Source organism: Gordonia sp. Z-3 (assembly GCF_036233855.1).
GTDB lineage: Bacteria > Actinomycetota > Actinomycetes > Mycobacteriales > Mycobacteriaceae > Gordonia > Gordonia tangerina.
The window spans coordinates 151,152-176,085 of record NZ_JAZARS010000006.1; the positions used below are offsets into that span (position 1 = coordinate 151,152).

20 protein-coding genes and 1 tRNA gene are annotated in these 24,934 nt (G+C 64.6%); 15 read left to right on the forward strand and 6 right to left on the reverse strand.

Annotation, left to right across the window (positions count from 1 at the left end):
• Positions 1–234 precede the first annotated feature (234 nt).
• The 6 genes from VX037_RS08855 to VX037_RS08880 all read left to right on the forward strand — a co-directional run bounded on the left by VX037_RS08855 (position 235) and on the right by VX037_RS08880 (position 8,832).
• Positions 235–320: transfer RNA gene (locus VX037_RS08855), tRNA-Leu, on the forward strand.
• Positions 321–778: 458 nt separating this feature from the next.
• Positions 779–4,303: a DEAD/DEAH box helicase family protein gene (locus VX037_RS08860; protein WP_328713929.1), complete on the forward strand. Its 3,525-nt coding sequence runs from the start codon at positions 779–781 to the stop codon at positions 4,301–4,303.
• On the forward strand, positions 4,300–5,703 hold the full coding sequence (locus VX037_RS08865; RefSeq protein WP_328713931.1) for a restriction endonuclease subunit S: 1,404 nt from the start codon (positions 4,300–4,302) through the stop codon (positions 5,701–5,703). Before VX037_RS08860 ends, VX037_RS08865 begins: the two co-directional genes overlap by 4 nt.
• Positions 5,703–6,623 (forward strand): hypothetical protein, encoded by a 921-nt coding sequence (locus VX037_RS08870; protein WP_328713933.1) that lies wholly within the window; start codon positions 5,703–5,705, stop codon positions 6,621–6,623. The genes VX037_RS08865 and VX037_RS08870 overlap by 1 nt, the downstream gene beginning before the upstream one ends.
• On the forward strand, positions 6,592–7,314 hold the full coding sequence (locus tag VX037_RS08875; RefSeq protein ID WP_328713934.1) for an HIRAN domain-containing protein: 723 nt from the start codon (positions 6,592–6,594) through the stop codon (positions 7,312–7,314). Before VX037_RS08870 ends, VX037_RS08875 begins: the two co-directional genes overlap by 32 nt.
• A 30-nt stretch (positions 7,315–7,344) precedes the next feature.
• The gene (locus VX037_RS08880) at positions 7,345–8,832 is read left to right on the forward strand and encodes a class I SAM-dependent DNA methyltransferase (RefSeq protein WP_328713936.1); all 1,488 of its coding nucleotides are present in this window, start codon (positions 7,345–7,347) and stop codon (positions 8,830–8,832) included.
• A gap of 92 nt (positions 8,833–8,924) precedes the next feature.
• Here VX037_RS08880 and VX037_RS08885 read toward each other — a convergent pair whose 3' ends face one another.
• The gene (locus tag VX037_RS08885; protein WP_328713937.1) at positions 8,925–9,578 is read right to left on the reverse strand and encodes a cytochrome P450; all 654 of its coding nucleotides are present in this window, start codon (positions 9,576–9,578) and stop codon (positions 8,925–8,927) included.
• Between the two features lie 232 nt (positions 9,579–9,810).
• Between VX037_RS08885 and VX037_RS08890 the strand changes: the two genes are divergently transcribed.
• On the forward strand, positions 9,811–10,518 hold the full coding sequence (locus VX037_RS08890; RefSeq protein WP_328713938.1) for a hypothetical protein: 708 nt from the start codon (positions 9,811–9,813) through the stop codon (positions 10,516–10,518).
• A gap of 121 nt (positions 10,519–10,639) precedes the next feature.
• On the opposite strand, the gene VX037_RS08895 is transcribed toward VX037_RS08890, so the two are convergent.
• The 3 genes from VX037_RS08895 to VX037_RS08905 form a co-directional block, all read right to left on the reverse strand.
• Positions 10,640–11,209, reverse strand: coding sequence for a class F sortase (locus tag VX037_RS08895; protein WP_328713940.1), 570 nt, complete (start codon positions 11,207–11,209; stop codon positions 10,640–10,642).
• Positions 11,210–11,225: 16 nt separating this feature from the next.
• A complete protein-coding gene (locus tag VX037_RS08900) occupies positions 11,226–11,813 on the reverse strand; it encodes a hypothetical protein (protein WP_328713942.1) in 588 nt (195 codons plus the stop codon).
• A gap of 115 nt (positions 11,814–11,928) precedes the next feature.
• A complete protein-coding gene (locus tag VX037_RS08905) occupies positions 11,929–13,335 on the reverse strand; it encodes an RNA polymerase sigma factor (protein WP_328713943.1) in 1,407 nt (468 codons plus the stop codon).
• Positions 13,336–13,459: 124 nt separating this feature from the next.
• Between VX037_RS08905 and VX037_RS08910 the strand changes: the two genes are divergently transcribed.
• The 4 genes from VX037_RS08910 to VX037_RS08925 all read left to right on the forward strand — a co-directional run bounded on the left by VX037_RS08910 (position 13,460) and on the right by VX037_RS08925 (position 18,071).
• On the forward strand, positions 13,460–14,296 hold the full coding sequence (locus tag VX037_RS08910; protein ID WP_328713944.1) for an SDR family NAD(P)-dependent oxidoreductase: 837 nt from the start codon (positions 13,460–13,462) through the stop codon (positions 14,294–14,296).
• Between the two features lie 1,025 nt (positions 14,297–15,321).
• Positions 15,322–16,146 (forward strand): SDR family oxidoreductase, encoded by an 825-nt coding sequence (locus VX037_RS08915; RefSeq protein ID WP_328713945.1) that lies wholly within the window; start codon positions 15,322–15,324, stop codon positions 16,144–16,146.
• Between the two features lie 51 nt (positions 16,147–16,197).
• On the forward strand, positions 16,198–17,466 hold the full coding sequence (locus VX037_RS08920) for an acyl-CoA dehydrogenase family protein (protein ID WP_328713946.1): 1,269 nt from the start codon (positions 16,198–16,200) through the stop codon (positions 17,464–17,466).
• The gene (locus VX037_RS08925; RefSeq protein WP_328713947.1) at positions 17,463–18,071 is read left to right on the forward strand and encodes a TetR/AcrR family transcriptional regulator; all 609 of its coding nucleotides are present in this window, start codon (positions 17,463–17,465) and stop codon (positions 18,069–18,071) included. The genes VX037_RS08920 and VX037_RS08925 overlap by 4 nt, the downstream gene beginning before the upstream one ends.
• Positions 18,072–18,475: 404 nt before the next feature.
• On the opposite strand, the gene VX037_RS08930 is transcribed toward VX037_RS08925, so the two are convergent.
• Positions 18,476–19,435, reverse strand: coding sequence for a phosphotriesterase family protein (locus tag VX037_RS08930; RefSeq protein ID WP_235721511.1), 960 nt, complete (start codon positions 19,433–19,435; stop codon positions 18,476–18,478).
• A 125-nt stretch (positions 19,436–19,560) separates the two neighbouring features.
• Between VX037_RS08930 and VX037_RS08935 the strand changes: the two genes are divergently transcribed.
• From VX037_RS08935 to VX037_RS08945, 3 genes are read left to right on the forward strand one after another with little or no spacing between them, the layout of a single operon-like run.
• The gene (locus VX037_RS08935) at positions 19,561–20,898 is read left to right on the forward strand and encodes a sulfatase family protein (RefSeq protein WP_328713949.1); all 1,338 of its coding nucleotides are present in this window, start codon (positions 19,561–19,563) and stop codon (positions 20,896–20,898) included.
• 53 nt (positions 20,899–20,951) lie between these two features.
• Positions 20,952–21,656, forward strand: coding sequence for a hypothetical protein (locus tag VX037_RS08940; RefSeq protein WP_235721513.1), 705 nt, complete (start codon positions 20,952–20,954; stop codon positions 21,654–21,656).
• Positions 21,657–21,712: 56 nt separating this feature from the next.
• Positions 21,713–22,297, forward strand: coding sequence for a histidine phosphatase family protein (locus tag VX037_RS08945; RefSeq protein WP_235721514.1), 585 nt, complete (start codon positions 21,713–21,715; stop codon positions 22,295–22,297).
• A gap of 93 nt (positions 22,298–22,390) precedes the next feature.
• Here the strand turns inward: VX037_RS08945 and VX037_RS08950 are convergent, their stop codons facing one another.
• A complete protein-coding gene (locus VX037_RS08950; protein ID WP_235721515.1) occupies positions 22,391–23,029 on the reverse strand; it encodes a TetR/AcrR family transcriptional regulator in 639 nt (212 codons plus the stop codon).
• Between the two features lie 105 nt (positions 23,030–23,134).
• On the opposite strand from VX037_RS08950, the gene VX037_RS08955 reads away from it, so the two are divergent.
• Positions 23,135–24,547, forward strand: coding sequence for an NAD(P)/FAD-dependent oxidoreductase (locus VX037_RS08955; protein ID WP_328713951.1), 1,413 nt, complete (start codon positions 23,135–23,137; stop codon positions 24,545–24,547).
• The last annotated feature ends 387 nt before the right edge of the window (positions 24,548–24,934 follow it).

The following is a 24,934-nucleotide window of genomic DNA, read 5'->3' on the forward strand; positions in this document are numbered from 1 at the left end:
AACCCCGTCGAGTGGGCGCCATGTCCCGTCGACTGGGCGCTGTTTTTCGTTGAGTGGGTACGCGGCGGCGAGCTCGCGAGCGGTCGTCGGTCCCTGAGGAGCGAGCTTGCGAGTGACACGAAGGGCGCCCCGTCGACTGGGCGCTGGTTTCCGTCGGCTGGGTCCTCACGCGACGCGTTTTGCTTCCGCCCCGTACCCCTTGCTATCGTTCTCGGGTCTCACGCAGACAGCCACGGGCGAGTGGCGGAATGGCAGACGCGCTGGCTTCAGGTGCCAGTGTCCTTCGGGACGTGGGGGTTCAAGTCCCCCTTCGCCCACCACGGAGCGGTTCAACTCAAAGCGGTACATCGGGTCAGGTTGCACAAATGTGGCCTGACCTCGTTTTTTCTGCTCAAATCTCCGCGCATTCGACCGCGCTCGCCGTTGTGGGGATTTCTTGGGTCGCTATCCCCGCGCACGCGTTACTCGGGGCTTCTCTTGGGCTTCCCTACCTTCACTCACTTTTCAAGGCGGTCAGACACTCGTCTGTGAACCTGGATAGATCATCGTGCGCCCAGTCATCTGACCCGCCCAAACGGCTGGGACGCCTCCTGCGACGCGGACGGAATCGAGCACGTGGCTCGGCCATCCAGATCGTGTGCGACATAATCTCCTGGCATCTGTCCTAGGGCACACACGCGACATCGGATCGAGTCCGGCAGCGGCTTCGCCAACCTCTGCCCGAAATCTCGATAGAGTCGAGCGGCTTACGGCGGCGACGGACGAACGAAGGAAGTGCATGGAGATCGATCCACGCCTGGTCGCGGCGGCGTCCGAATCCCGAAATTTCGGCCTCCTGATTCAAGTGGAGCCGCTGCTCGCGATCTACGGCGCCGGCGCGGAATCGACCGCGTACTCCGACCCTAACGGCGCGATCATCAAGTGCCGTCAGTTCGGGGAGGTTGCCGCAGAACAGCTCGTGATCCGCAGCTCGACGCGGTTCGATGGCAGTCGCCAAGTTGATCGAATCGCAGCGCTGGAACGGAATGGAATCCTCACGGCCGCCGTGGCTGACGCCTTCCACGACATCCGGAAGATCGGGAACGATGCCACCCATGAGCATCTGTTCGACGTCCGCGCCGCGCTCACCTCACTGGAACGTTGCTGGCAGATCGGCAACCTGCTCCGCCTGGCGCTGCTCAACGATCAGACTCCCCGGAGCTTCATCGCCCCTGAACCTCCGACCACTGCACGATTCGGTGGTGAAGGCAACGGCCGCGACGTAGCGGATCTTCTGAATCGTTCCCGAACCGAACTCACTGAAACCCTCACGAAACTCGATTCCACTCGAACTGCCGCTGAAGCCGAGGCTCGGGGCCGGCGGGCGGCCGAGGCCGAACTGGAGCACGCTCGCCGACAGCAGGCTGTAATGGCCGAAACCGTGGCGGCGCTGCGGGCCAAGGTGGACGGACTTGTCGAATCCGGGAGGCTCGGGTCGGCCGCCATCCAAACTCCCGATAAGGCTCAAGCGGCAGACTTCACCCACAGGTTCCGTCGTCGTCCCCCACTGAACGAAGTCCAATCTCGCAGAAACATCGATCGACAGTTGACCGAGTCTGGCTGGACTGTGCAGGACTACGCGGCCATCGATCCCACCGCTGCTCTCGGCGTCGCGGTCCGCGAGTTCCCGCTCGCCTCTGGATTTGCCGACTACCTGCTGTACGTCGACAGCCGCATCGTCGGAGTCATCGAGGCTAAACGCGAAGGAACCGCACTGATCGGGGTAGAGCACCAGACACGCAAGTACGCCGAAGGGTTGCGTGCTGAACACCGACTGGCGGCGTGGCGGCGCGGGGAACCGCTGCCATTCCGGTACGAGTCCACTGGCACCGAAACACGGTTCACCAATCAGCTCGATCCGAAGCCGCGATCCCGCGAAGTCTTCCAGTTCGCCCGGCCGGAAACCGTCCAGACCTGGATGCACCAGGCCGAAGCTGATCCCGAGTCGCCGACACTCCGCGCGAGGATTCTCGCTCTCCCCGAATTACAGCCAGATGGCCTGCGGCCCAATCAGTTCGACGCGATCAAAGGGATCGAGAAGTCCCTCAAACAGACCCGCCCGCGCGGTCTCGTTCAGATGGCTACCGGCGCAGGCAAGACTTTCACCGCCGTCACCTTGAGCTACCGGCTCCTCAAACACGCTCGTGCATCCCGTGTTTTGTTCCTCGTCGACCGCAACAACCTCGGCGAGCAAGCAGAGGGCGAGTTCGAGAATTTCGTTCCGCGCGACGATGGTCGTCGTTTTGGCGAGATCTACAACGTTCAACGTTTGAGCGGGCGAACCGTGCTTGGCTCCACGAACGTTGCGCTCTCTACTATCCAGCGGCTTTACCTCCTCCTTCAGGGACGGGAGCTGCCGGAGGTCGATGACGACGTCGACGGCGATCTCGACGAGCCGGATCGGCCGGTCGACGCGGTGTACAACCCGGCAGTACCGCCGGAGACCTTCGACCTGATCGTCGTCGACGAGTGTCATCGTTCGATCTACGGTCGTTGGCGCAGTGTCCTCGACTACTTCGATGCGCCGATCATCGGACTCACTGCAACGCCGACCAAACAGACTCTGGGGTTCTTCGATCAGAACTTGATCAGTGAGTACCCCTATGAGCGGTCAGTGATCGACGGAGTCAATGTGCCGTTCGACGTGTACCGGATCCGCACCGAGATCACCGAGCAAGGCGCAACGATCGAGGCGAACACAGTGGTCCCTATCCGGGACCGCAAGACGCGCGTCCAACGGTATGAGGAACTCGACGACGACTATGCGTACGCTGGTGCAGCGATCGGGCGTGATGTGATCGCCGAAGACCAGGTTCGCACCCTGCTCTCCACATTTCGCGACAGGTTGTACAGCGACATTTTCCCCGGACGGTCGGCGGTTCCGAAGACGCTGATCTTCGCGAAGACCGACGCGCATGCCGATGTGATCGTCGAGCAGGTGCGTGAGGTGTTCGGCGAGGGCGCCGATTTCGCCGCCAAGATCACCTACACCGCATCGGATGCGAAGCAGAAGCTGCAGGATTTTCGGAACAGTCCGACGCTGCGAGTCGCGGTTACCGTCGACATGATTGCGACAGGCACTGATGTACGCGCCATCGAGTGTGTCTTCTTCATGCGGTCTGTCAGGTCGGCAGTGTATTTCGAGCAGATGAAAGGTCGCGGTTCCCGAGTGATCGATGCCGACGACTACGCGGCGCTCACGCCCGACGCGCATCCCGGCTCCACCAAGGAGCGGTTCGTGATCGTCGATGCTGTCGGGGTCACCGATTCGCCGTTGGTCGATGCGACGCCGATGGAGCGAGTGCCGAGTCTGTCGCTGGAACAGTTGCTGGCGAAGGCCGGCCGAATGACCATCTCACCCGACGAATCCGCCACATTGGCTGTCCGTCTCGCCGCACTGGCCTCGCAGCTTGACCCCGACGAGGATGCCGAGATCACCGAGGTAGCCGGCGGAACCTCGCTGCGCGATCTCGCGCGGCGAATCGCCGATGCGAGCGATGACGACGCCGTGGTGAAGGCCAAGGACGAGGGCGGACATGCTGCAGTGCGCTCCCTGATCGACGACGGAGTCGCACCTCTGACATCGAACCCTGCACTCCGACAGCGGATCCTGGACATCCGTCGCCAGAAGGATCTGCTGTTCGACCAGGTCAACGCTGACACTGTGCTGTCCACCGAGAGGATCAGTTGGGCGGACGCGTCACGCGATCGGGTTGCCTCGTTCAGGGAGTATCTCGCCGAACACCGTGACGAGATCGCCGCGATGCAGGTAGTTCACGGCAGCGGCACCGGACGTCCCACTTACCGTCAATTGAAGACGCTCGCCGAGCAGGTGGCCCGGGTGCCGGCGATCGGGAGTGTCGACGCCCTGTGGAAGGCGTATGCCGAACTCGGTGAGATTGCTGACCCCGATCACAAAGCCGAGGTGCCCGACCTGATCGCGATCCTGCGCCACGAACTCTCGAGGGAGTCTGACGGCAAGGCGAAGATTCAGCCGTTCGCCTCAGCGGTGGAGGCCCGGTTGGCCGCGTGGTTGTCAGAGCAAGAAAGGCGCGGCGTCGCCTTTTCCGAACAGCAGCTTCGGTGGATCGATGGGATCGTCGACGTGGTGAAGACAAGTGTCGTGATCACTGTCGACGACCTCGACCAAGTACCGCTGTCATCCCTCGGAGGTGCCGACCGCTTCGCTCTCGACTTCTCGATTTCGACACTGGAGGATGCACAAGCATTGCTTGATGAACTGAATACGGAGCTGACGGCGTGAACCGAGACACGCTACCGCAGGGCTGGAACTGGGTTTCATTGAAAGAAGCTGGCACCTGGTACGGCGGGGGCACACCGAGTAAGAGGAACCTCGCATTTTGGGATGGAGGTAGCATTCCTTGGCTCTCGCCGAAAGACATGGGCGAACCAACTCTAAGCGGAACCCGTGATCACGTCACCGAGTCGGCGGTGTCGAACTCCTCCACGAAGCTAGTGCCCTCAGGAAGCGTGGCGTTCGTCGTTCGCTCCGGAATTCTTGAGCGAGCGCTACCCATCACCATGGTTCCATTTGCGACAACGATGAATCAGGACATGAAGGCGATCTCGCCCCGCAGCGATATATCGGCGAGTTGGTTGCGCTATGCCCTCATCGCCGCGGAGCCTCAACTTCTGCGGCATTGCAAGAAAGATGGCACGACGGTCGCCTCGATGGACACGACTCGTATGATGAATTGGCAGATACCACTGCCTTCGCCTGCCGAACAGGACCGGATCGTCAATGCGCTCGAAGTCCACCTCTCCCGCCTCGACACCGCAGAAGCGACTCTCAGTACCGCGCGGGAGAAGGCCCAGAGACTTCGTGCTCAGGCGATCGACAACGTGTTAAGGCCCATCACCATCTCAAGAACGAGCGAATCTGCCGCGGAACGACTCTCCGCCATCGTCCAACGTCGATCGGCAATGGTCGCTCGCCGCAAAGTGGCTCCGCTCCCTCCCGCATACTCGCTGGATCTACCGCCAGGATGGGTTACCGCTTCGGTCGACCAACTCTGCTGGAGCATTCAGTACGGAACCTCAACGAAAGCTCACGCTAGTCCCGAGCACGGTGACGTGCCGGTCTTTCGGATGGGCAACATCCAGGACGGTGAACTGGATACATCCCACCTAAAGTTCATCGCAGCTGACGATCCCACCATCGACGGTCTGCTACTGGAACCCGGCGATATCCTCTTCAACCGGACAAACAGTGCCGAGCTCGTCGGGAAGACGGCTGTTTTCCACGAAACACCCGCTGTAGCAACGTTTGCCTCGTACCTGATCCGCGCACGAGCCGTGGATGGCGTAGCGCCAGAATGGATCTCTCTCATCGTGAACAGCTCGATCGGCAGACGCTATATCGAGTCAGTGATGTCACAACAGGTCGGCCAGGCAAACGTCAACGGCACAAAGCTCGCAGCGATGCCCATCCCGATCACGGCGGCAGGAGCGGAGGAAGCACTCCTCGGTGAGGTTACTGAGCTCCGAGCCGTCGCTGCACGTCTATGCACCGAGATTGATCGCGCAGCCGATCGGGCGGTAATTCTACGTCGTTCCCTCCTGCGAGCTGCCTCCGCCGGTGAACTCGTTGACCATGTTCACGCCGATGCGCAGATTCCCGTAACCCTCGCGGGCAGTCGATAGTGTCCGCGACATGGGCCGCCGTCGATGTCGCGAGCTGGCTTCAGGCTGACAGCGAGTTCGAGGAGCCCCTTGGCGGTAAGGAGAAGTTCTGGTTCACCGGCCCTGACGGCCACCGCTACCTCTTCAAGTACGCACGTTGCGATGATGAAGGCAGCAACGTCCGTGGCGAGGATTGGGCCGAGTGGGTCGTCGCCGAACTCGCCGCGCTGATCGGGGTGCCGACAGCTACCACTCGCCCGGGCCAATACCACGGCCGACGCGGAATCCTCTCGAAGTCTGTCGTCTCCGGCAGCGAGCGCCTGGTCCACGGCAACGAGCTACTTGCGGGCGCGATCTCCGGGTACGAGGCCGACACCGAACGTCACAACCCCGGATACACCGTCGAGGCCATCCAAAAGGCACTGGCAGATGTCGGAGCGCCGAAGGACTGTGGGCCCTCGGTCGAGAGCGCTTTCGACGCCATTGCGGGCTACATGATGCTGGATGCCTGGGTAGCGGGTCGTGATCGACACCACGAGAACTGGGCTGTGATCACCGACGATGGACCACCTCGTCTTGCACCGTCATACGACCATGGCAATGCCTTGGGTTTCCAAGTGCCCGAAGAGAAGCTCACTGTGCTTGCCGTGGACGACACCAGGCTCAGTGTGTGGTCGCAGCGCGGCAGGAGCCATCACTTCGCAGGCAAGCCGACATTGGTCGATGTGGCCGTTGAAGCGCTGTCTCGCACGACACCGAGGGCAAGAAAGTACTGGCTCAACAGACTGTCGAATGTGCAGGTCGTAGACCTGCATGCCATTCTGGATGGCGTACCTTCGTCATTAATGTCAGACCTCGGACGTAAGTTCAGGGTTCGGTTGCTCGTCCACAACAGGGAAAGGATCATCGATGAGTGTTCTCAACTCGCCGATTTCGGTTGAGTCACTGCCAGCTGTCGCCCGTCGCCTGCTCCTGATCTGGCAGAACCCGGATTCTCGCCAGTTTGTCCGTGTGGGCCATCTCGACGAACTGGTCGATGGTCGTTACGCCTTCCAGTACTGCGACGGCGTGGACTCCGTTGAGGGATTCCACCCGCTGACTCAGTTTCCCGACACTTCGGTTCCCTACGTCTCGGACACTCTTCCGGCATTCTTCGGCAACCGGCTGATGTCGCGGCAGCGGTCCTCCTACTCGCGCTACCTCGAATCTCTCGGCCTGGACCCGTCTATCAGCACTCCGATGGAACTACTGGCCCGCACCGGCGGGCCGCGCGCCACCGACACTTTCCATCTGGTCGACGACTTCCGTGAGAACGCTGAAGGTCGGGTTGTCAGTCGGTTCCTCGCCTCGGGAGTTCGGCATGTCGACGACTCAGGGGTGCACCTCCGCGCGCTCGCGCCTGGCTCACGCTTGCGTCTTGCTTCAGAGCCCGACAATCCAATGAACCCTCGGGCTCAGCTGGTGTGCGTCGAAGACGGCTCGCCGGTCGGGTACGTTCCGGACTGGCTCCTCGACGACGTCGAGGAACTCCGAACCCGAGCGTCAGAATTCGAAGTGATCGCCGAGCACGTATCCCCCGATGCACAGCCACACCTCCGACTGCTCTGCCGGATCGAAGCGACCGTCACCTGACCGTCGACTCACTCCGGCTAGGCTCGATGAGTGTCAAACCATGCTGAACTCCGCCGCCTCGTAGACAAGCTCTGGAGTTATTGCGACGTCCTGCGAGACGCGGGCGTCTCCAATATCGATTATGTCGAGCAGCTCAGTTACCTGTTGTTCCTCAAGATGGCTGATGAGCGGCAGAAAGGGATCCGCCGAGAACGGATCATCCCGGCCGCACTCGACGTCTCATGGGATCGCCTTACCGAACTGAGCGGCACCGACCTGGAGTTCGAGTACCGACGCGTCCTCACTGAACTCGGCCGACAGCCGACGAATCTCGGCGTGATCTTCCGCAAGGCACAGAACAAGATTCAGGAACCTGCACTTCTCGGTCGGCTGATCACCGACCTCATCGGATCTGAAGTTTGGTCAATTGGCGGAGATCTCAACGGCGATGCCTACGAGGGGCTTCTTCAGAAGTCGGCCAGCGACGTGAAGTCGGGTGCTGGACAGTACTTCACACCGAGAACACTGATTCACGCGATGGTCGAAGTCATGCGCCCCAGCCCAGACGACACCGTCGTAGACCCGGCGTGCGGTACCGGCGGATTCCTCCTGGCAGCCCTCGAGTACATCAACGAGCACCATTCACTTGACCCCCAGCAGCGCCAAGACCTCAGCGAAGGCCGCACCGTGCGCGGCGTCGAACTGGTCGACGCTACAGCGCGGCTATGCACCACGAACCTCTTTCTCCACGGCGTCGGCCGGGCGACCGGCGAACCCGTGATCGACGTGCGTGATGCCCTCGGCACCAGGGGCGACGCTGCGTCGATGGTTCTCGCGAATCCACCCTTCGGACGTAAGTCGTCCGTCGCTGTCATCGGCGACGACGGGCGTCCCGAGCGCGAGGACATTGCCTACAGTCGGCCCGACTTCTGGGTCTCGACCACCAACAAGCAGCTCAACTTCGTCCAACACATCGCATCGATCCTCAAGATCGATGGGCGGGCCGCCGTCGTCGTGCCCGACAACGTCTTGTTCGAGGGCGGCGCCGGCGAGACGATTCGGCGGCGGCTCCTCGCCGAGTACGACGTTCACACACTCCTTCGCCTTCCTACTGGGATCTTCTACGCAGGTGGAGTAAAGGCCAACGTCTTGTTTTTCGACCGCAAGAAGGCCAACCCAGGCAAGCCGTGGACAGAAAGACTCTGGGTGTACGACCTACGCACCGGATCCCATTTCACGCTCAAGCAGCGTCCGATGCGCGACGAGCACCTACTCCCGTTCATTGAGGCGTTCCAGGTCGCTAACCGCTCTGCACGGACGGAGTCCGAGCGATTTCGTTCGTTCGCCTACGACGATCTGATCGCCCGCGACAAGGTGAATCTCGACATCACCTGGTTGAAGGACCCCGCGGCCTCAGACCTCGACGACGGCGTACCTCCCGAGGTGATTGCGCAGGAGATCGTCGACGACCTGACCGCGGCCCTCGTCGAGTTCGCTGCCGTGGCCGAGGCGCTCGCATCACGGGTACCGACTGACTGACCTGACTGCGGCTCCTAGCTTGGTGCGTCTCCCGATCAACTTGCTAACAGCGAGTTTCGACGCCATATGGGAGTCGACACCGTCGAAGTTGTTCACGGGGCGGACGCGTGGGCCTGCAGACCGTGTATCTCTCGGATCGGGCCGATGGTCGGCAGATCATTGGTCGACTCGCCCGCCCAGGTCAGTGCGCGGCCGAGCGCCTCGAGGAACTCCTCTGTGCCCGTCAGTGCCTGACCGGTGTCGCCGAGCAAGCCCATCCGTTGGGAGAACCCGGCTCGGCCGATCACCTCGAGAGTGGCGGCGGTCATGTCCTGATGCATATCGACCGTAGGTTCCTTCTCCCAATGGGCCGACAGGTCGGCTGCGACGCTGGCCATCACATCGTGATAGGTCCGCATGGCGGCCTGGGAGAAACCTGGTGTGAGGATGCGCCGAGCCTGACCCCACAGCGGGTCTTTCGTCTTCGCGGTGAACAGGCCGGCGCCGGCCACCTCCCCCAGCTTTGCGAGGGGTCCGACGAGGGCGCGGCCCCAGTTCCGTTCGTCGAGGGTTTGGCTGGCGAGCTTCGCGCCGCTGACCACGATGAGCCGCTCACCGAGCAAAACTCGTTGGAAGATCGGCCCAAGTTCGCGAGCCAGTTCTGTCTCGTGCTGGGTGGGCTTGCGACGATCTACCGAGGTCACGTCGCCGAGTAGTGGGATGCGGCCGGCAGCATGTGGCAGTTTGCTCAGCGGCTGTGGCGTCACGACAGCACAGTGTCCCAGAGAGCCGATAGCTGCGCCGTACCGTGCCGTCGAGATCACCACTCGCGCGAAACCGCCGTGACCGCGCAATCTCCCGGACCCCGAAATCCCGAACAATCATTGAGACCGTAACCGTCCGTGGATTCATCCTTTTGAGCGAATTCGACCCAGTCGACAATTGATACGCTGGCCCACGGATATGCCAACGAAGCCAATCCATGGAGGTACCTTTTCGATGCGTCGAATTGTCCGCACCGCGACGGTGGCCAGCGCACTGGCGGCGGCCGCAATGATTTCTCCGGCCGTCGCAACGGCCGCACCCGACACCGGCAGCCTCGGGTCGAATCAGTGTGCACAGATCTCGGCCGAACACCAGACCAATGGTTGGGGCAACACCGCGCCCGACGAGCAGGGGCAGGCCGGCACCTACTCGGCAACCAATGTCGTCGACACGGACGGATCGTTGGAGCTCAAGACCGACGCGGCGAACAAGCGCAAGGCCTCGTATCACTCGGGCGGCCAGGTGAAGCTCTCCGACATCTTGGGCAAGCCGCTCACCTTCGAGAGCAAGGGCGGCAACGCCAACTGGCAGATCCGCTCCACCGGCGCCGACACCGGCGAAGGCAACGGCTTCGTCACCTTCGTGTGGAGCACGAGTGCCGAGGATGCAGGCCAGCGCGATGCGACCACCTCGGATCAGTGGTGGGCCACTCGCGATCTGGGTGACAACTTCCCTCGCGGCACACGTGGCACGCTGCAGGAACTGTCGGATGCGGCGGGCGCGAACACCGTCGTCGACGACTACGGCATCTCGAGTCAGCCTTCATCCACGCCGGACACGGTGTTCGTCGACAATGTGACATTCAACGGATGTACCACGAACTTCGCGAAGACCGCCCCCAGCACCGGATTCGGATCTCTGGAGAACATCCTGCCGTTCTGATGCACTGACGGTTTCCATGGAATACGCAAAGAATGCGGGCCCTCGACGACGGGCCCGCATTCTTTTCGCAGTAGTGTCGGATTTCTCCTTTTACCGAAATATGTCGCTCCTCACGCTCGTCCTATATCAGCGAGGCGTAGACGAGATAATTGTCGTCGGTGGGCTGTCCGTCGACGACGAAGCAGGTCACCAGGATCAGTCGCCCGGGCACTGCCTGCCACACCTCGTCGTATCGGGCGAGATTCCACTTGTCGTAGGTGGCGGTCGCGTCGACACGGTACGTGCGTGCGCCGGCGGTGGTGTCGAGCCGGATCTGCGCACCGGGCTGCACCTGCTGCAGCGGCGCGAAGACCCCGTCGCCGTTGTGGATGGCGTGACCGGCGAGGTAGACGGTGTCGGCCGAGCCCGGCGCACCCCGTTCGTTCCACCACCACGCATCGTCCTCGGTGGGTGGATCGATCTCGCCGCTGTCATCGACGATGGGCAGCACGGCCGCGTCCACCTGCACCGACGGCACCGCGAGCCGGACCGGGTCGCCGACCGGCGCGGTGCGGGTCGCCGACGGCTCGGTGCTACCGGACAGCACCTGTGCCGGCCGGACGTCGGTGGCGCCGCATCCGATGAGCATCAGCGCGGCTCCGAACAATGCCACCACCGCGGCGATGGCCGTCAGCAAACGTCTTGTGCGCATTGATCTCTCCCGCCGATCAGCGACGAGGCCGACGGACGACGGCGACCGCGGTACCGCCGACGATGACCAACGAGATGGCACCGCCGAGCAGGCCCGCCTGCGTCACCGACCGCTCGTCACCAGTGTCGAAGGTGGGCCGGTCGGTACTGATGACCGGCTTCTCCTCGACGATGGGGTCCGGAACCGTGGACGTCGGCGTCTCGCAGTCGTCGTTGATGCAGGGCTCGCAGTAGTCCTCGCCCTCCGGGCACACCCAGCATTCCGGGTCGTCCTCGGGGCACGGGCAGGTGTCGTCCTCCTCGCAGGGCGGAACCGGATCGATGGGCGGGGTGGCCACATCACCCGGCCCGCCGTGCCCGGGATTATCCCCGCCGCCGGTGGGTGGCTGGAGCACGTCGGGAACCTCGGGATCGTCGGGATCGGCGACCGGCGGCAGCAGATCGTCGGCCGGCCCCACGGGCGGCGGAGCGATGATGTCGGCGCCGTAGCCCGGCTGGAACGGCTCGGCGGGACTCTCGGCGAAAGCGGTGCCGGGTGCGGCCAGCGCGGTGGCGACAGCGACTCCGATGACGATCCGGCGGGTGGTGGTGAGGGTGGTGTGCATGGCTGGCTCCTGGGGTCCGAGGCCAACCGTTGTCGGCCTTCGGGTGTAGGAGTCAGCCGCAACCGTGGCTGCAACACTTTTCCGGATTAAATCGTGGTCTCGCCGAAACGGCAGGTCAGCGGACCGCGGGCCCTGCGGGATCGCTCGACGGACCGCACAGCGGCGGGCAGGCCGCGGTACCGAGTTCCGGGGCCGGGTCCGGCTGTTCCGGGTCCACCGGCGCCGGATCGGGTTGCTCGGGCTCTCCATCGCGACCCGGCACCACCTCGGGCGGCGACGACACCGGCGGCTCGTCCGGCTCGATCGGTCGGGATACGGCCGGGTCCGGCACCCCATCGGGCTTCGCGGCCGTGTCGGGCGGCGGCAGCACCGTCCCGTCCGGAACCGACGACGGGACGACGATGGTCGGCGCCGACGTCGCGGGTTGTGCCGGCTCCGACTCGACGACGGGCGCGTCCACGACGGGCGTCGGCTCCACCCTTGTGTCGGCGCCGACCGTCACCGCCGCCACGATCGCCCCCGACACCACCAGAACAGCGACCGCCGCGGTCGTCCACAGCCACCACCGCCGGCCGGTCGGCGCGGCGATCGGGTAATCCCAGGCGGGTTGGCCCGCGATGATCGTCGTCGACGTCGCATTGGGCACCACGTCAGCCCCGTTCGCGTCGACGGGACCGGGCACCGACGTCGCGGCCTGGGCCTCGCCGGCATGCTGCGCATAGGCCGCCAGCACGGGCTCGGCGTCGGTCATCACCCGGTCGCGCAGCACGATCGGCGCCGCAAGCATGGGCAACGCCACCAGAATTGCCGCCGGGGTGAACCGCCGCCGACGCTCACCTGTACACGACGCGCAGCTGTCGACGTGCTTGGCAATTCGCTTGCGCCACAACGGCGTGAAGTTTCCGTCCCAGGGCTGCAGCAGCTGCGTGAGTTCGTCGCATCCTTCGCCGCCGGCGCGCGCGACCAGCAGGGTCCCGAGGCTGCGTTCGAGCGCCTTGCGGCTGCGGGAGGTCAGCGCGGTGACGTGCGACGGTGACACGCCGAGCACGGCGGCGATCTCGGCGTTGTCGAGGTCGTGGTGCAGGCTCAGCTCCATCACTTCGCGGTCCTTCGGCGACAAACCGTCGAGCGCCGACCGCACGAGTTCACGGATCTCCTGCCGGTGCAGCTCGGCATCCGGCAGGTCGTCGTCGGCGGTGTCGTGCCAGTCGGTGAACACGGTTTCGCGTTTGGTACCCCGCAGTGCGCGTAGGCACTCCGAGCGCACAATCGCGTATAGCCACGGACGCAGTCGCGCGGGATCGCGCAACTGACCGATCCGGGCGACAGCGATCAGCAGGCTGTCGTGCGTGACGTCGGCGGCCCGTTCGCGACTGCGCACCATCGAGTAGGCGAACGTGTGCAATGCCGCACCGTATCGGTCGTAGACGACGCCGAGCGCCTGCATGTCGCCGGACCGCAACGCCGCGACGACCATCTCGTTGGTGGGGCGTGGGTCTCCGGTCTCCAGCGGTGCGGACATGCGGTCTCCCTGGGTCGGTGTCCGAACGGGTCATCCTGATGGAGGCGTGAGTACGTGCTGATGCAACGCTTTCGGTGGAGGTATCTCCGGCGCTACCGTCGGGGATGTCGTCGAAAGGACACCGATGCCGTCGTTCTCCGCAGGCCTGCTCGACCTGGTCCAAAGGCGGACGCTGCTGCCCGGTCGAGTGGAGCGGACCCTGACCGGGCCCGGCCGCGATGTCGCCGGCCTCACCGTGGTGGTGACCGGGGCGTCGGCCGGGATCGGGAGGGCCACCACACAGTTGCTCGCGCAACGTGGTGCGCGGGTGATCGCGGTGGCACGCCGCGAGCACGAACTGCAGACCCTGTCCGACGAGACGGGAGCGGAGTATCTCGTCTGCGATCTGTCCGATGAGTCGGCGATTGTCGACCTGCTGGCTCAGCTTGCCGATCGGGACGTGGACGTACTGGTGAACAACGCCGGGCACTCGATTCGCCGCTCCATCATGGACTCGACCGACCGTCTGCACGACTACCAGCGGACGATGCAGCTCAACTACTTTGCCGCGGTCCAGCTGAGTCTGGGGTTGCTGCCCGGCATGGTCGCCCGTGGCCGCGGGCAGCTGGTGAACGTGTGTACCTGGGCGTTGATGGCCAACACGTTTCCCCGGTTCTCCGCGTATGCGGGGTCCAAGAATGCGCTCGCGATCTTCGGACGCAGCCTCAACGCCGAGCGCCCACACCCGAAGGTGCGCGCGACGAATGTGCACTTCCCGCTGGTGCGGACCGAGATGATCTCCCCGACCGCCGAATACGATGACGTCACCGCGTTGACGGTTGACGACGCGGCGCGCTGGACTCTGCGGGCGGTGACCCATCAACCCGCCGCGGTCGCGCCCGCGGCATTGCGGGCACTCCTACCGGCGATCGACTACGTCGCCCCGACGGTCGCCGACCGGGCGATCGCTGCAGTGACCTGACCGCGCCGGGCGGCGGTCTCGACGATCACCAGAGGAAGTTGCCGACGGCGCTGAGAATGCCGTATACGAGATCGGCGATCAGACTGAACATGGCGCACCTCCCTCCGGTGACCTGGGATTACCCGCGTAAGTGTAATCCAGATCACAGCATGGAGCGATGGGCATGCTTTGGTCGGACGACCCCCTGACCGGGGGTGCCCGAGGAGGTGGGGAGACGGCGAAACGCCCGGACTCACCACCGTTGCGAATATCCGTCCAAAGTGGCGCGGAGTGAAAAAGGCAAGTCTTCACCCCGAGCGGTTTCGGAGGTGTACTCGAAATGAGTACAGGATTGATCAGTGAAAAGAGAGTACAGGGGGGGAACGACTCTCGTTTGCGTTGATCATCACGCAATGTCGGTGAGGCCGGGCGTTCGCGTCATATGGCACTCATCAGGCACCCCAGAAACCCTGGAGGAAGCCGAGTGCGGTCTCGATGAAGCTACCGAGAATGCTGAACAGATCCATTGTTGTCACCTCCTCTCCACACGTAACGGACACGGACACCAACGACCGTGAGAACCAAAGGGGGCCTGGATCTCTCGGCCGAAGCTCGGGGGTCTGGCAGATCTCGTGGGATCGCCGCGGGCTTGACGATCCTCTGGTCTGCGTTTCGGTGACGCTCAGTGATTCGTTACAACCACCGAAGAATTTATTCTCACGAACACCATATACCGAAGTGTACGGATGACCCAGTCGGGTGTCACCTAAATCTTGGTTCTCCCCCAGCAAAGTCTCAGTTAACCCCGGTAATGTGAATCTGTTCTTTTCCCAACGGTAGTTGAGAATTCTCAACGGACGTTGTGAAAACACATTGTTCCTGATTGTTGAACATCGTCGATGTCATTTCCCTCTGCGCTGGTGAACAGCGGTGGGGCACCTGAACGACACTTGAACCTGAACGCAACTTCAAGTAGGTTTCGAGCCAAACCCGACGCGACCGGGTGATGCCACTCGGCCGCAACCGTCCACGACGAGGATGTGGTGATGGAGCTCGACGGCAAGGTGGCCATCGTGACAGGAGGCGCCGGCGGTATCGGCGCAGCGCTGGCCGAGGCACTCGTGGCGCGCAACGTAAGGGTGGTGATCACCGACCTGGCGGCCGAGGGACTCGACTCCGTCGCAGCGACGGTGTCGGAGTCCGCGCCCGGATCGATCGCCACCATCGCCGGTGACGCCGCCTCCACCGAGCACATCGATGCCACCATCGCCCTCGCCGAATCAGAGTTCGGCCCGGTCGACCTGTACTTCGCCAACGCCGGTATCACCGGTGTCCCCGGGCTGGCGGCGACCGACGACGAGTGGGCCCAGATCATCGACGTCAATGTGATGAGCCACATCCGAGCCGCTCGACGGCTCGTTCCGGAATGGGTCGAGCGTGGTGCCGGCTACTTCGTGTCGACCGCGTCGGCGGCCGGCCTGCTCACCCAACTCGGGTCGGCCACTTATTCGGTGACCAAACACGCGGCCGTGGGATTCGCGGAGTGGCTCAACGTCACTTACGGCGACCGTGGCGTGCGGGCGAGCTGCTTGTGCCCGATGGGTGTCGACACCAAGCTATTGCGCCCCGACGACACCCCCGCCGACGAGGGCGCGGTGCTCATGCAACGAGCGGTGGAGACCGCGGGCCGGGTGCTGACCACCACCGAGGTCGCCGACGTGGTGATCGAGGCCCTCGGCGATGAGCGCTTCCTGATCCTGCCGCACCACGAGGTGCTCGAGATGTATCGGCACAAGGGCGCCGACTACGACCGATGGCTGCGCGGCATGCGCCGTTACCAGCAGGGTCTGGTCGACTCCGCGAAACCGTGAACCGGCGCCTCGGCCGGCCAGAGCTGAACCCCCTCGACAAAGGAGAATCGGATGGATCTGTTCACTCCCTCTGAACGTGCGGAGCATTATCGCGCGCAGCTGCTCGAATTCATGGACGCCCACATCTACCCGAACGAAGCGGTCTACGCCCAGCAGATGGCCGAGTCCGACAACCCGCACGCCACACCGGAGATCCTGCTCGAGCTCAAACAGAAGGCCAAGGACGCCGGGTTGTGGAACCTCTTCCACCCGCATCCGGAATGGGGGCCGGGCCTGACCAACCTCGAGTACGCGCCGCTGGCCGAGATCATGGGACATGTGGGCTTCGCGTCGGAGGTGTTCAACTGCAACGCCCCCGACACCGGCAACATCGAGGTGCTGACCTTGTTCGGCACCGACGAGCACAAGGAGCGCTACCTCAAGCCGCTCCTGGACGGCGAGATCGCGTCTGCGTTCGCCATGACCGAACCCGACGTCGCGAGCTCGGATGCCACCAACGTGGAGATGTCCATGGTGCGCGATGGTGACGAGTATGTGCTCAACGGGCGTAAGTGGTTCGCGTCCAACGTGATGCGTCCCGACTGCAAGGTGCTGATCGTCATGGGCAAGACCGACCCGAGCGCCGCGACGCATCGACAGCAGTCGATGATGGTGGTGCCCACCGACGCACCCGGACTGACCATTGTGCGGAACCTGCCGGTCTTCGGCTACGTCGACCGCGAAGGCCACGGCGAACTGATCTTCGACAACGTGCGCGTGCCGGCCGCCGACGTGCTCAAAGGTGAGGGCGAGGGATTCGCGATCAGCCAGGCCCGCCTCGGTCCCGGTCGCATCCACCACTGCATGCGCACCATCGGGGTCGCCGAACGCGCACTCGAGGCGATGTGCGCGCGGGCGTCACAGCGGGTGACCTTCGGCAAGCCCATCGCCGAGCGCGCCAACATCCAGGACTGGATTGCCGAGGCGCGCATCGACATCGAGATGGTTCGGCTGCTGACGCTCAAGGCCGCCTACATGATGGACACCGTCGGCAACAAGGCCGCCGCAACCGAGATCGCGGCCATCAAGGTGGCCGCGCCGAACATCGCCCTGAAAATCATCGACCGCGCGATTCAGGTGCACGGCGGCGGCGGGGTCACCGACGACTTCCCGCTGGCCATGGCCTACGCACACATTCGCACGCTGCGGCTGGCCGACGGCCCCGACGAGGTGCACAAGCGCGCCATCGCCCGGCGTGAGCTGCGTCCGTACCGCGACGCGACGGCCGCGGCGAAGGAGACCGTGGCGGGTGTGTCGGATCAGGCGCTCGTATCGCGATGACGGTGCGGCCGCTCACCGCGCGCGGTGAACGTACCCGGGCGGCGTTGATAGTCGCAGCCCGAACGGTTTTCGAGCGAGACGGGTTCGCGGATGCCCGCCTCACCGACATCACGGTGGAGGCGGGCTGCGCGACCGGCTCGTTCTACACCTACTTCGACTCGAAGGAGGACATCCTCGACGCGGTGCTCGCCGCTGCCCAAGAGGAGATCCTGCATCCCGGGATGCCCCATGGCGAACCGGACTCCGATGATCCGATCGCGACCATCGAAGCGGCCAACCGCGCCTACTTCCAGGCGTATCGACGCAACGCCAAGCTCATGATGGTGCGCGAACAGGTGGCCGGGATCAGTCCGGACTTCCGGCAGAAACGGGTTGAGCGCGGCCAGGTGTTCATCGAACGCAACGCCCGCGGCATCCGCGAACTCCAGGAGGCCGGCCTCGCCGACGCCGACCTGGACCCCTTGCAGGCCGCGCGGGCGCTATCGGGGATGGTGTCACGGATGGCATTTCAGAGTCTGGGCGTCGGCGGCGCCGACGACATCGAGGAGCTGGTCTTCACCGCAACACGCTTGTGGGCCAACGCCCTCGGCCTCACACGCAAGTAGCTTTCGAACCCCTCGGTGGTCGACCTCAGTCGGCGTCGCCTTTCGTCGGTGGTCGAGTACCGTCCGGGCCGCTCTGTCGACGTTGCTTTTGTCGGTGGTCCAGTAGCGTCCGAGCCGTTCTGTCGGCGTTGCTTTTTGTCGGTGGTCGAGTAGCGTCCGAGCCGCTAGGCGAGGGTGCGTATCGAGACCACGCAGGCTGACATGCTCTGTGTGGGTGGTGATCTCGATACGCGCACTCACTTCGTTCGCGCGCTACTCGATCACCGAGGGAGCGCGCACTCACTTCGTTCGCGCGCTACTCGATCACCGAGGGAGCGCGCACTCACTGCGTTCGTGGGCTACTCGATCACCGAGGGTACGCGCACTCACTTCGTTCGTGGGCTACTCGATCACCGGTATCGCCCTCACTCAAAGTACCGCCGCGGCACGTCGACGAGCATCGTCTGGATGTCCTTGTCGCTCACACCCCGCTCGCGCAGCGCCGGCAGCACGTCCTCACTGATGTGCCGATAGTTCCACTTGGGCACCGCCTCGCGCTTGGCCTCCGGCGAGAACCAGTCGATGAAACAGGCGGCGTCGTGCGCCAGGCCCATCCGGTCGGCATAACCACGTTCGCACAGGGTGGCCACCGTGTTGACGCGCTCCTCGAACGGCAGCAGCACATCCAGTCCGAAACGATCCATGCCCAGAATCGAGCCGGCGTCGGCGAGCTGCATCAGATAGTCCAAATTCGTCGAGTCGCCGGAGTGGCCGATGACGACCTTCGTCAGGTCGACGCCCTCCTCCTTGAGCACCTGCTGCGCCACCAGCCCCGACTGGGTGTGCGGGTTGGTGTGCACGGTGATGGGCGCCCCGGTCTGCACGTGGGCTTGTCCGACGGCGCGCATGGCTCGCTCCACCCCGGGCGTCAGACCCTGCTCCTCGATGGCGCATTTGAGGAATGCCGCCTTCACCCCGGTGTCGGCGATTCCCTCGGTCAGGTCCTTGACGAAGAACGTGACCAGCGGTTCGGCAACGTCGAACAGCAGGCCTGGACCGGTGTAATGGAACTGGAACGGGATGTCGTTGTAGGTGTACAAACCGGTCGCGACCACGAGCTTCAGGTCGGTCTGCTCGGCAATGCGCTGGATTCGCGGAATGTAGCGGCCCAACCCGAGCACCGTCGGATCCAGGATGGTGTCCATCCCCAATCCCTTGAGTTCCGTCAGGTCGCGCACTGCCTCGGCGATCTTCTCGTCCTCGTCCCAATCATCTTGGTAGTTCTGCCGATACTCCTCGCCGAGGACAAAGACGTGCTCGTGGATGAGGACATTGCCGAGGTCAGCGGAATCGACGGGTCCGGTGACGGTGTTGACGGTGCTCATGTGGCTCCTTTGCGCAGGCGGGCGGCCGAATCGTGTGGTCTGGGTCACTCTCTCCGGACTGTATTTGAGGGTGACTTCAACTTCAAGAGCGGCTTGATCACCCTCATGCGCGCATCATGGAAGTCATGTCCACTGCGCAATCCCTCGGCGTCTCTGCTGCGGATGCCCGCAGCAGCGAGACCCCGCGCGAGAACGTCTTGATGATCCACTGGCACGACCTCGGCCGGCACCTCGGGTGCTACGGGGCCGCCGGGGTGAACAGTCCCCATCTGGACGGGTTGGCGGCCAACGGAATTCGATTCACGGCTGCGCACGCCACCGCGCCACTCTGCTCGCCCGCGCGTGGATCACTGTTCACCGGTCGCTACCCGCACAGCACCGGACTCATCGGCCTCGCCCACCACGGTTTCGAGTACCGCGACGGGGTGCGCACCTTGCCGTTCCTGCTGTCGCAGGTGGGCTATCGAACGGTGCTGATCGGGATGCAGCACGAGAGTGCCGACGCCACCACCCTCGGCTTCGACACCGTCGACGACTCCGACACCCGCGGCGACGTGGTGACCGACCGCGCAGCGAAGTGGCTCACCGAACACGTGCGGGTGTCCGACGAGCGGCCGTTCTTCCTCACCGCAGGCTTCTTCGAAGCCCACCGTCCCTACGCCGAGGACAGGTATCGGCTCGCGGACCCGACATCGATCACCGTCCCCGACTTCCTGCCCGACACCGCTGACGTCCGCGCCGACCTCGCCGGCCTGCACGGCGCCATCGCGACCGCCGACGCTGCGGTGGGACGCCTGCTCGCCGCGGTCGCCGACCTCGGGCTCGACGAGACCACCTGGATCGTCTTCGTCACCGACCACGGACTCGCCTTCCCGCGCGCGAAATCCACTCTGTACGAGTCGGGTACGGGAATTGCGCTGATCATCCGCCCGCCGCGCCGCCGGGACCTGCTGCCCCGCAGCCATGACGGACTGATGTCGGGCGTCGACCTGGTACCGACGGTGCTGGACCTGCTGTCGGTGCCGGTCCCCGACGATGTCGACGGCCTGTCGCATGCCGAAGCGATCGTTGGCGATACTGAAACACCATGCAGAACCGAGGTTTTCACCGAGAAGACCTACCACGACGCATTCGATCCGATCCGCGCGGTACGCACCAGAGACTTCTCCTACATCGAGAACTACGCCATACGGCCCGCTCTGCAGCTGCCGCGCGACATCGCCGAGAGCCGCTCGGCCCGTTCGATAGACCAGGCGGCCGCCCAGAAGCCGCGACCGCCGCGCGAACTGTACGACCTCACTGCCGATCCCGGGGAACTGCACAACCTCGTCGACGATCCCGCACACCGCGAGACACAGCGCATCCTGGCAGAGACCCTGGCACAGTGGCGAGAACGCACCGGCGACACCATCCCCGAAGAGGCCGAGGGCGACGCCATCGCCGAACGCTTCACCGACCGATAGATCAGATCGGCTACCCTGCCCTTCGGGGTTCGTTCGATCAGGGGGTGGAATCAGTGCGCACATCACTATTTCGGGTGACGGCGATATCGGTGTCGGCGGTCGCCGCGATCGGTGTTACGGGATGCGGGGATTCGGGTTCGCAACCGGACACCGGCGAGTCGGCCGAGCAGTCGGCGTCGGCAGAGGTCAACGCGCTGTTGCTGACCACCGACGAGCTTCCGGCCGGATTCCGCACCATGCCCATCCCGGCCGGGCAGGTGGCGCAGGCCGCCAACAGCGTTCTCGATGTGGCCAAGGGTGCCACTATCAGTCCCGCCGAGTGTGCGGCGACCGGTACCGCCGACGACTCCGGGATGGTGATGTTGATGGCCGTCTCCGGTTCCACCACGGTCACCGAGACGGTGACGCCCGGTGGCGGGGGCTCGCTCGACGACGTCCGCGCCTCGCGCACCGGACAATGCGCGAGCGTGACGGCGACCATCGGCAACGGAGGTGGCGCAGCCGAATCGAGAATCACCAACGACCCCATCGACCTTTCCGACACCGCCGTCGACGACGTGTTCGCGGTAGAGCAGACCAGTACGTCGACCTTCAACGGCCGTGAGGTTGCCTCCACCACCCTGCTGGCCTGGGCGTCGGTCGGCGATTACGCAGTGACGGTGAGCTCGGCGGGCGCCGTCGCCGACGATCCGGACGTGAACACCTTCCGGCAGGCGGTGACCTCCGCGATCGACAAGGTGGCGGCGGCGAGCCGGTGACGGGTAACCAAGCCCCCGACGTCGCGCCGGCGTCGACGATGCGATGAACTGAACCCATGGAGCTGCTGCTGATCCGTCACGCCAAACCGTTTCGGCTGTCCGATCCGGCGGGGGCCGACCCCGATCTGATGCCAGAGGGCGAGGACCAGGCGAAGCTGCTGGCGAAGGCGATGGCCGCCGGACGCTACGGCCAGGTGGATGCGGTGGTCAGCAGCCCGATGCGGCGGGCGGCGCAGACCGCATCGGTCACCGCGGCAGCGCTGTCGCATGAGATCTCCTTCGACGACCGACTCGTCGAACTCGATCACGGGTGGACGACGTACGGAGTCGTGCACACCTACACCGACCGCGCGACCCTCCTCACAGACATGAACGCCGGTCGCCTGGGAGACAACAGCTTCGACCTCGACGATTTCCGCAGTCGCGTTGTCGACGGGATCGAATCTCTGATCGTCGACGACGAGCGGACCGTCGCTGTGGTCTGTCACGGCGGGGTGATCAACGCCTACCTTTCGCACATCATCGGCGCCGAGCGCATGTTCTTCACCGAACCCTTCTACACTTCGGTGTCGCGGGTGATCGCGCTGCCGGGCGGCTACCGCCAGGTGATGTCGCTCAACGAAACCGACCACCTGCGGTAGGTGCCGGGAGCGCCGTATCCGCCAGCGGTGCCAGCGGATCGTCGCGTCAATTATTGTTCCGGGACCTCGCTGTAACCGCCGCTGTATCGGCGGTCAGTCGGGCCCGGCGGTGATGGTCAGCCAGATGGTGCGGGACAGCGCGGCGACCACCCGATCGTCGTCGGAGACGTCGCTGTCTGCGGAGATGATGTGCTGGGCGATGCTGCGTTCCACCATCCAGGTCACCGCTGCCACCGACTCGGCGGTCACCACGGCGTCGACGCGGCCCTGCGTCTGCCAGCGCGCCACCCGATCGGCGGCGAAGTCGATGAACTCGTGGGTGCGTCCGAACCAGAACTCGGCGACTTCGGTGTCGTAGGCGGCGGCCTCGCCCAGCGCGCGCATCAACGGCCAGTGCTTGCGGAACTCCGCGAACATCTCGGCGATGGCCCGCTGCACCCCGGCCACCCCGGCATCGAGCGAGGCGTCGTCAGCGAACCACGACGTCGGGGCCGCAAAGAATTCCTTCGACGCGATCTCCGCGACCTCGATCAACACCTGACTCTTGTTCGGGAAGTATTGATAGAAGTTGGTGCGCGACATGCCCGATCGCTCGGCGATCCGTTGCACCGGTAGCTCGGTGAAGCGTTCTCCGGCGCCGAGCAGATCTTCCACGGCGCCGAGCACCCGATCGGTGACCTCGGCCCGACGCTGCAGCGTCTGCCCCGTGTGCGCCCGCGTCACCGACCCCATGCGCCTGATGCTACGCCACCCTTGACACCCGGGTTGTGCAGGCATAACGTCAGCCTGACACTGTGTCGGACTGCATGTCGGGGGCCGGCCGGGAGGAGCGAGGTCATGAGCTCAACCGTCGAACAGTTCGACGCGGTGATCGTCGGGGCCCGCATCGCCGGATCGGCCACCGCGATCACGCTGGCCGAACGGGGATTGCGGGTCCTCGCGATCGATTCCGCGCGATTCCCGTCGGACACCCTGTCCACCCATCTGTTGTGGCCGACCACCATGGCCGAGATCCAGACGCTGGGCGCGCTCCCGGCGGTCGAGGCGATCGGTGCGCCCAGGATGCCGATGGCCGAGGCCATCCTCGACGATATCGGCTGGCGCACCACATACTCGCCGGTCGCCGGCATCGACTACGCAATGTGTTTGAGGCGCACCCACCTCGACCACGTCCTCCTCCAGACGGCCAGGGACGCGGGCGCCGATATCCGTGAGCAGTGCACGGCCACCGAACTCATTCGGGTCGACGGGCGGGTGGCAGGCCTGAGTTACACCGACGACGATGACACAACTCACGAGATCCACGCGCCCATCGTGATCGGCGCGGACGGACGCAAGAGTTTCGTCGCCCGTCAGGTCGGAGCGCAGACGCCGACACTTCTCGCGCCCAGCGGACGCGCCTGCTACTACGCGTACTGGTCCGACGACCGTGACGACCTGCGCCACATCGCATCCCAATGGCGAGTCGATCGGCTGCTGGGAACCGCGTTCCCCTGCGACGGTGGCGATCTGCTGTGCCTGCTGCAACCGCCGGTGGACATGATCCCGCAGTTCCGGGGACGCAAGGCCCATGACGCCTATCTGGAGGGAGTGGCGGCGTTGCCGGGGCTGGCGGCCAGGCTGTCCGGGTGTGAACTGACCTCGCGGGTTCGGGCCGGCGTCGGGATCGAGTCCTACTTCCGCCGCTCGAGCGGTCCTGGCTGGGCGTTGCCCGGCGACGCCGGCCACTTCAAGGACCCGGTGACCGCACAGGGCATCCGTGACGGACTGCGCTACGGCCGCCTTCTGGGTGAGGCGATCGCGCCGGTGCTCGGTGCACGAACCGGTGTGGATGCGGCGGAGCTCGACCGCGCGACCGCCGGGTGGGCGGCGCAACGTGACCGCGACTGCATCGACGTGTTCCAGTGGACCAACTTCCTGGCCTCGGGACTGCCGCCGTCGCCGCTGGAGTACGAGCTGTACCGGCGAGCGCAGCGACAGCCCGACTACGCCGCCGTGCTCAGCGACATCTACAACCGTGTGCAGCCGCCGGCGGCCATGATGTCGCCGTCGACGATGGCCAGTGCCGTGGTCAAGGCAGTGCGTAGGCCGGGGGTGCCGACCCGCGAGGTGGTTTCGGATCTACGTTTCCAGCAGCAACGCCTGGTGTCCGGATGGCGGGAGAAGCGACGTTTTCTGCGCGCCGAACCCGACGGAGGTCGGCTGCTCGGCGACGACCTCCCCGCCGAGCAGATACCGGTCACCGTCTGATCGGCCATCGCCAGCAACCTCCCAGCGGGCGTCGAAGGTTTCACCAGCCCTGGCCCGCATTCTCAATGGTGTCAACGAGATCCACCCCGGATCGCACACCGACGAGAAAGGCCGACGATGCCCACTCCGCATAAGACCACCAACAAGAACAAGGCCCCGCAGACCCCCGCCCGCCGCCGCCGTCGCGTGCGTCACTGGGACCAGCGCACCCGTCGCTGGCTCTGGATCTGGCAGTGACCTACCTCCGCCGATAGCTCGGGCTTCGCCCTCCCCCGCAACCCCGTCGTGGACACCACGGCGGGGTTGCCGCCGTCGCCGCCCAGCCAGTGGTCGAGTAGTTTCGAGCCGCGCGAATCTCGGTGGTCGAGTAGTTCGAGCCACCCATTC

Bases quoted from the DNA above. Each gene is read 5' to 3' on its own strand.
- VX037_RS08895 (WP_328713940.1), bottom strand. From the start codon at position 11,209: ATGCGCACAAGACGTTTGCTGACGGCCATCGCCGCGGTGGTGGCATTG.
- VX037_RS08905 (WP_328713943.1), bottom strand. From the start codon at position 13,335: ATGTCCGCACCGCTGGAGACCGGAGACCCACGCCCCACCAACGAGATG.
- VX037_RS08890 (WP_328713938.1), top strand. From the start codon at position 9,811: ATGCGTCGAATTGTCCGCACCGCGACGGTGGCCAGCGCACTGGCGGCG.
- VX037_RS08860 (WP_328713929.1), top strand. From the start codon at position 779: ATGGAGATCGATCCACGCCTGGTCGCGGCGGCGTCCGAATCCCGAAAT.
- VX037_RS08925 (WP_328713947.1), top strand. From the start codon at position 17,463: ATGACGGTGCGGCCGCTCACCGCGCGCGGTGAACGTACCCGGGCGGCG.
- VX037_RS08920 (WP_328713946.1), top strand. From the start codon at position 16,198: ATGGATCTGTTCACTCCCTCTGAACGTGCGGAGCATTATCGCGCGCAG.
- VX037_RS08950 (WP_235721515.1), bottom strand. From the start codon at position 23,029: ATGGGGTCGGTGACGCGGGCGCACACGGGGCAGACGCTGCAGCGTCGG.
- VX037_RS08875 (WP_328713934.1), top strand. From the start codon at position 6,592: ATGAGTGTTCTCAACTCGCCGATTTCGGTTGAGTCACTGCCAGCTGTC.
- VX037_RS08910 (WP_328713944.1), top strand. From the start codon at position 13,460: ATGCCGTCGTTCTCCGCAGGCCTGCTCGACCTGGTCCAAAGGCGGACG.
- VX037_RS08935 (WP_328713949.1), top strand. From the start codon at position 19,561: ATGTCCACTGCGCAATCCCTCGGCGTCTCTGCTGCGGATGCCCGCAGC.
- VX037_RS08945 (WP_235721514.1), top strand. From the start codon at position 21,713: ATGGAGCTGCTGCTGATCCGTCACGCCAAACCGTTTCGGCTGTCCGAT.
- VX037_RS08900 (WP_328713942.1), bottom strand. From the start codon at position 11,813: ATGCACACCACCCTCACCACCACCCGCCGGATCGTCATCGGAGTCGCT.
- VX037_RS08955 (WP_328713951.1), top strand. From the start codon at position 23,135: ATGAGCTCAACCGTCGAACAGTTCGACGCGGTGATCGTCGGGGCCCGC.
- VX037_RS08915 (WP_328713945.1), top strand. From the start codon at position 15,322: ATGGAGCTCGACGGCAAGGTGGCCATCGTGACAGGAGGCGCCGGCGGT.
- VX037_RS08930 (WP_235721511.1), bottom strand. From the start codon at position 19,435: ATGAGCACCGTCAACACCGTCACCGGACCCGTCGATTCCGCTGACCTC.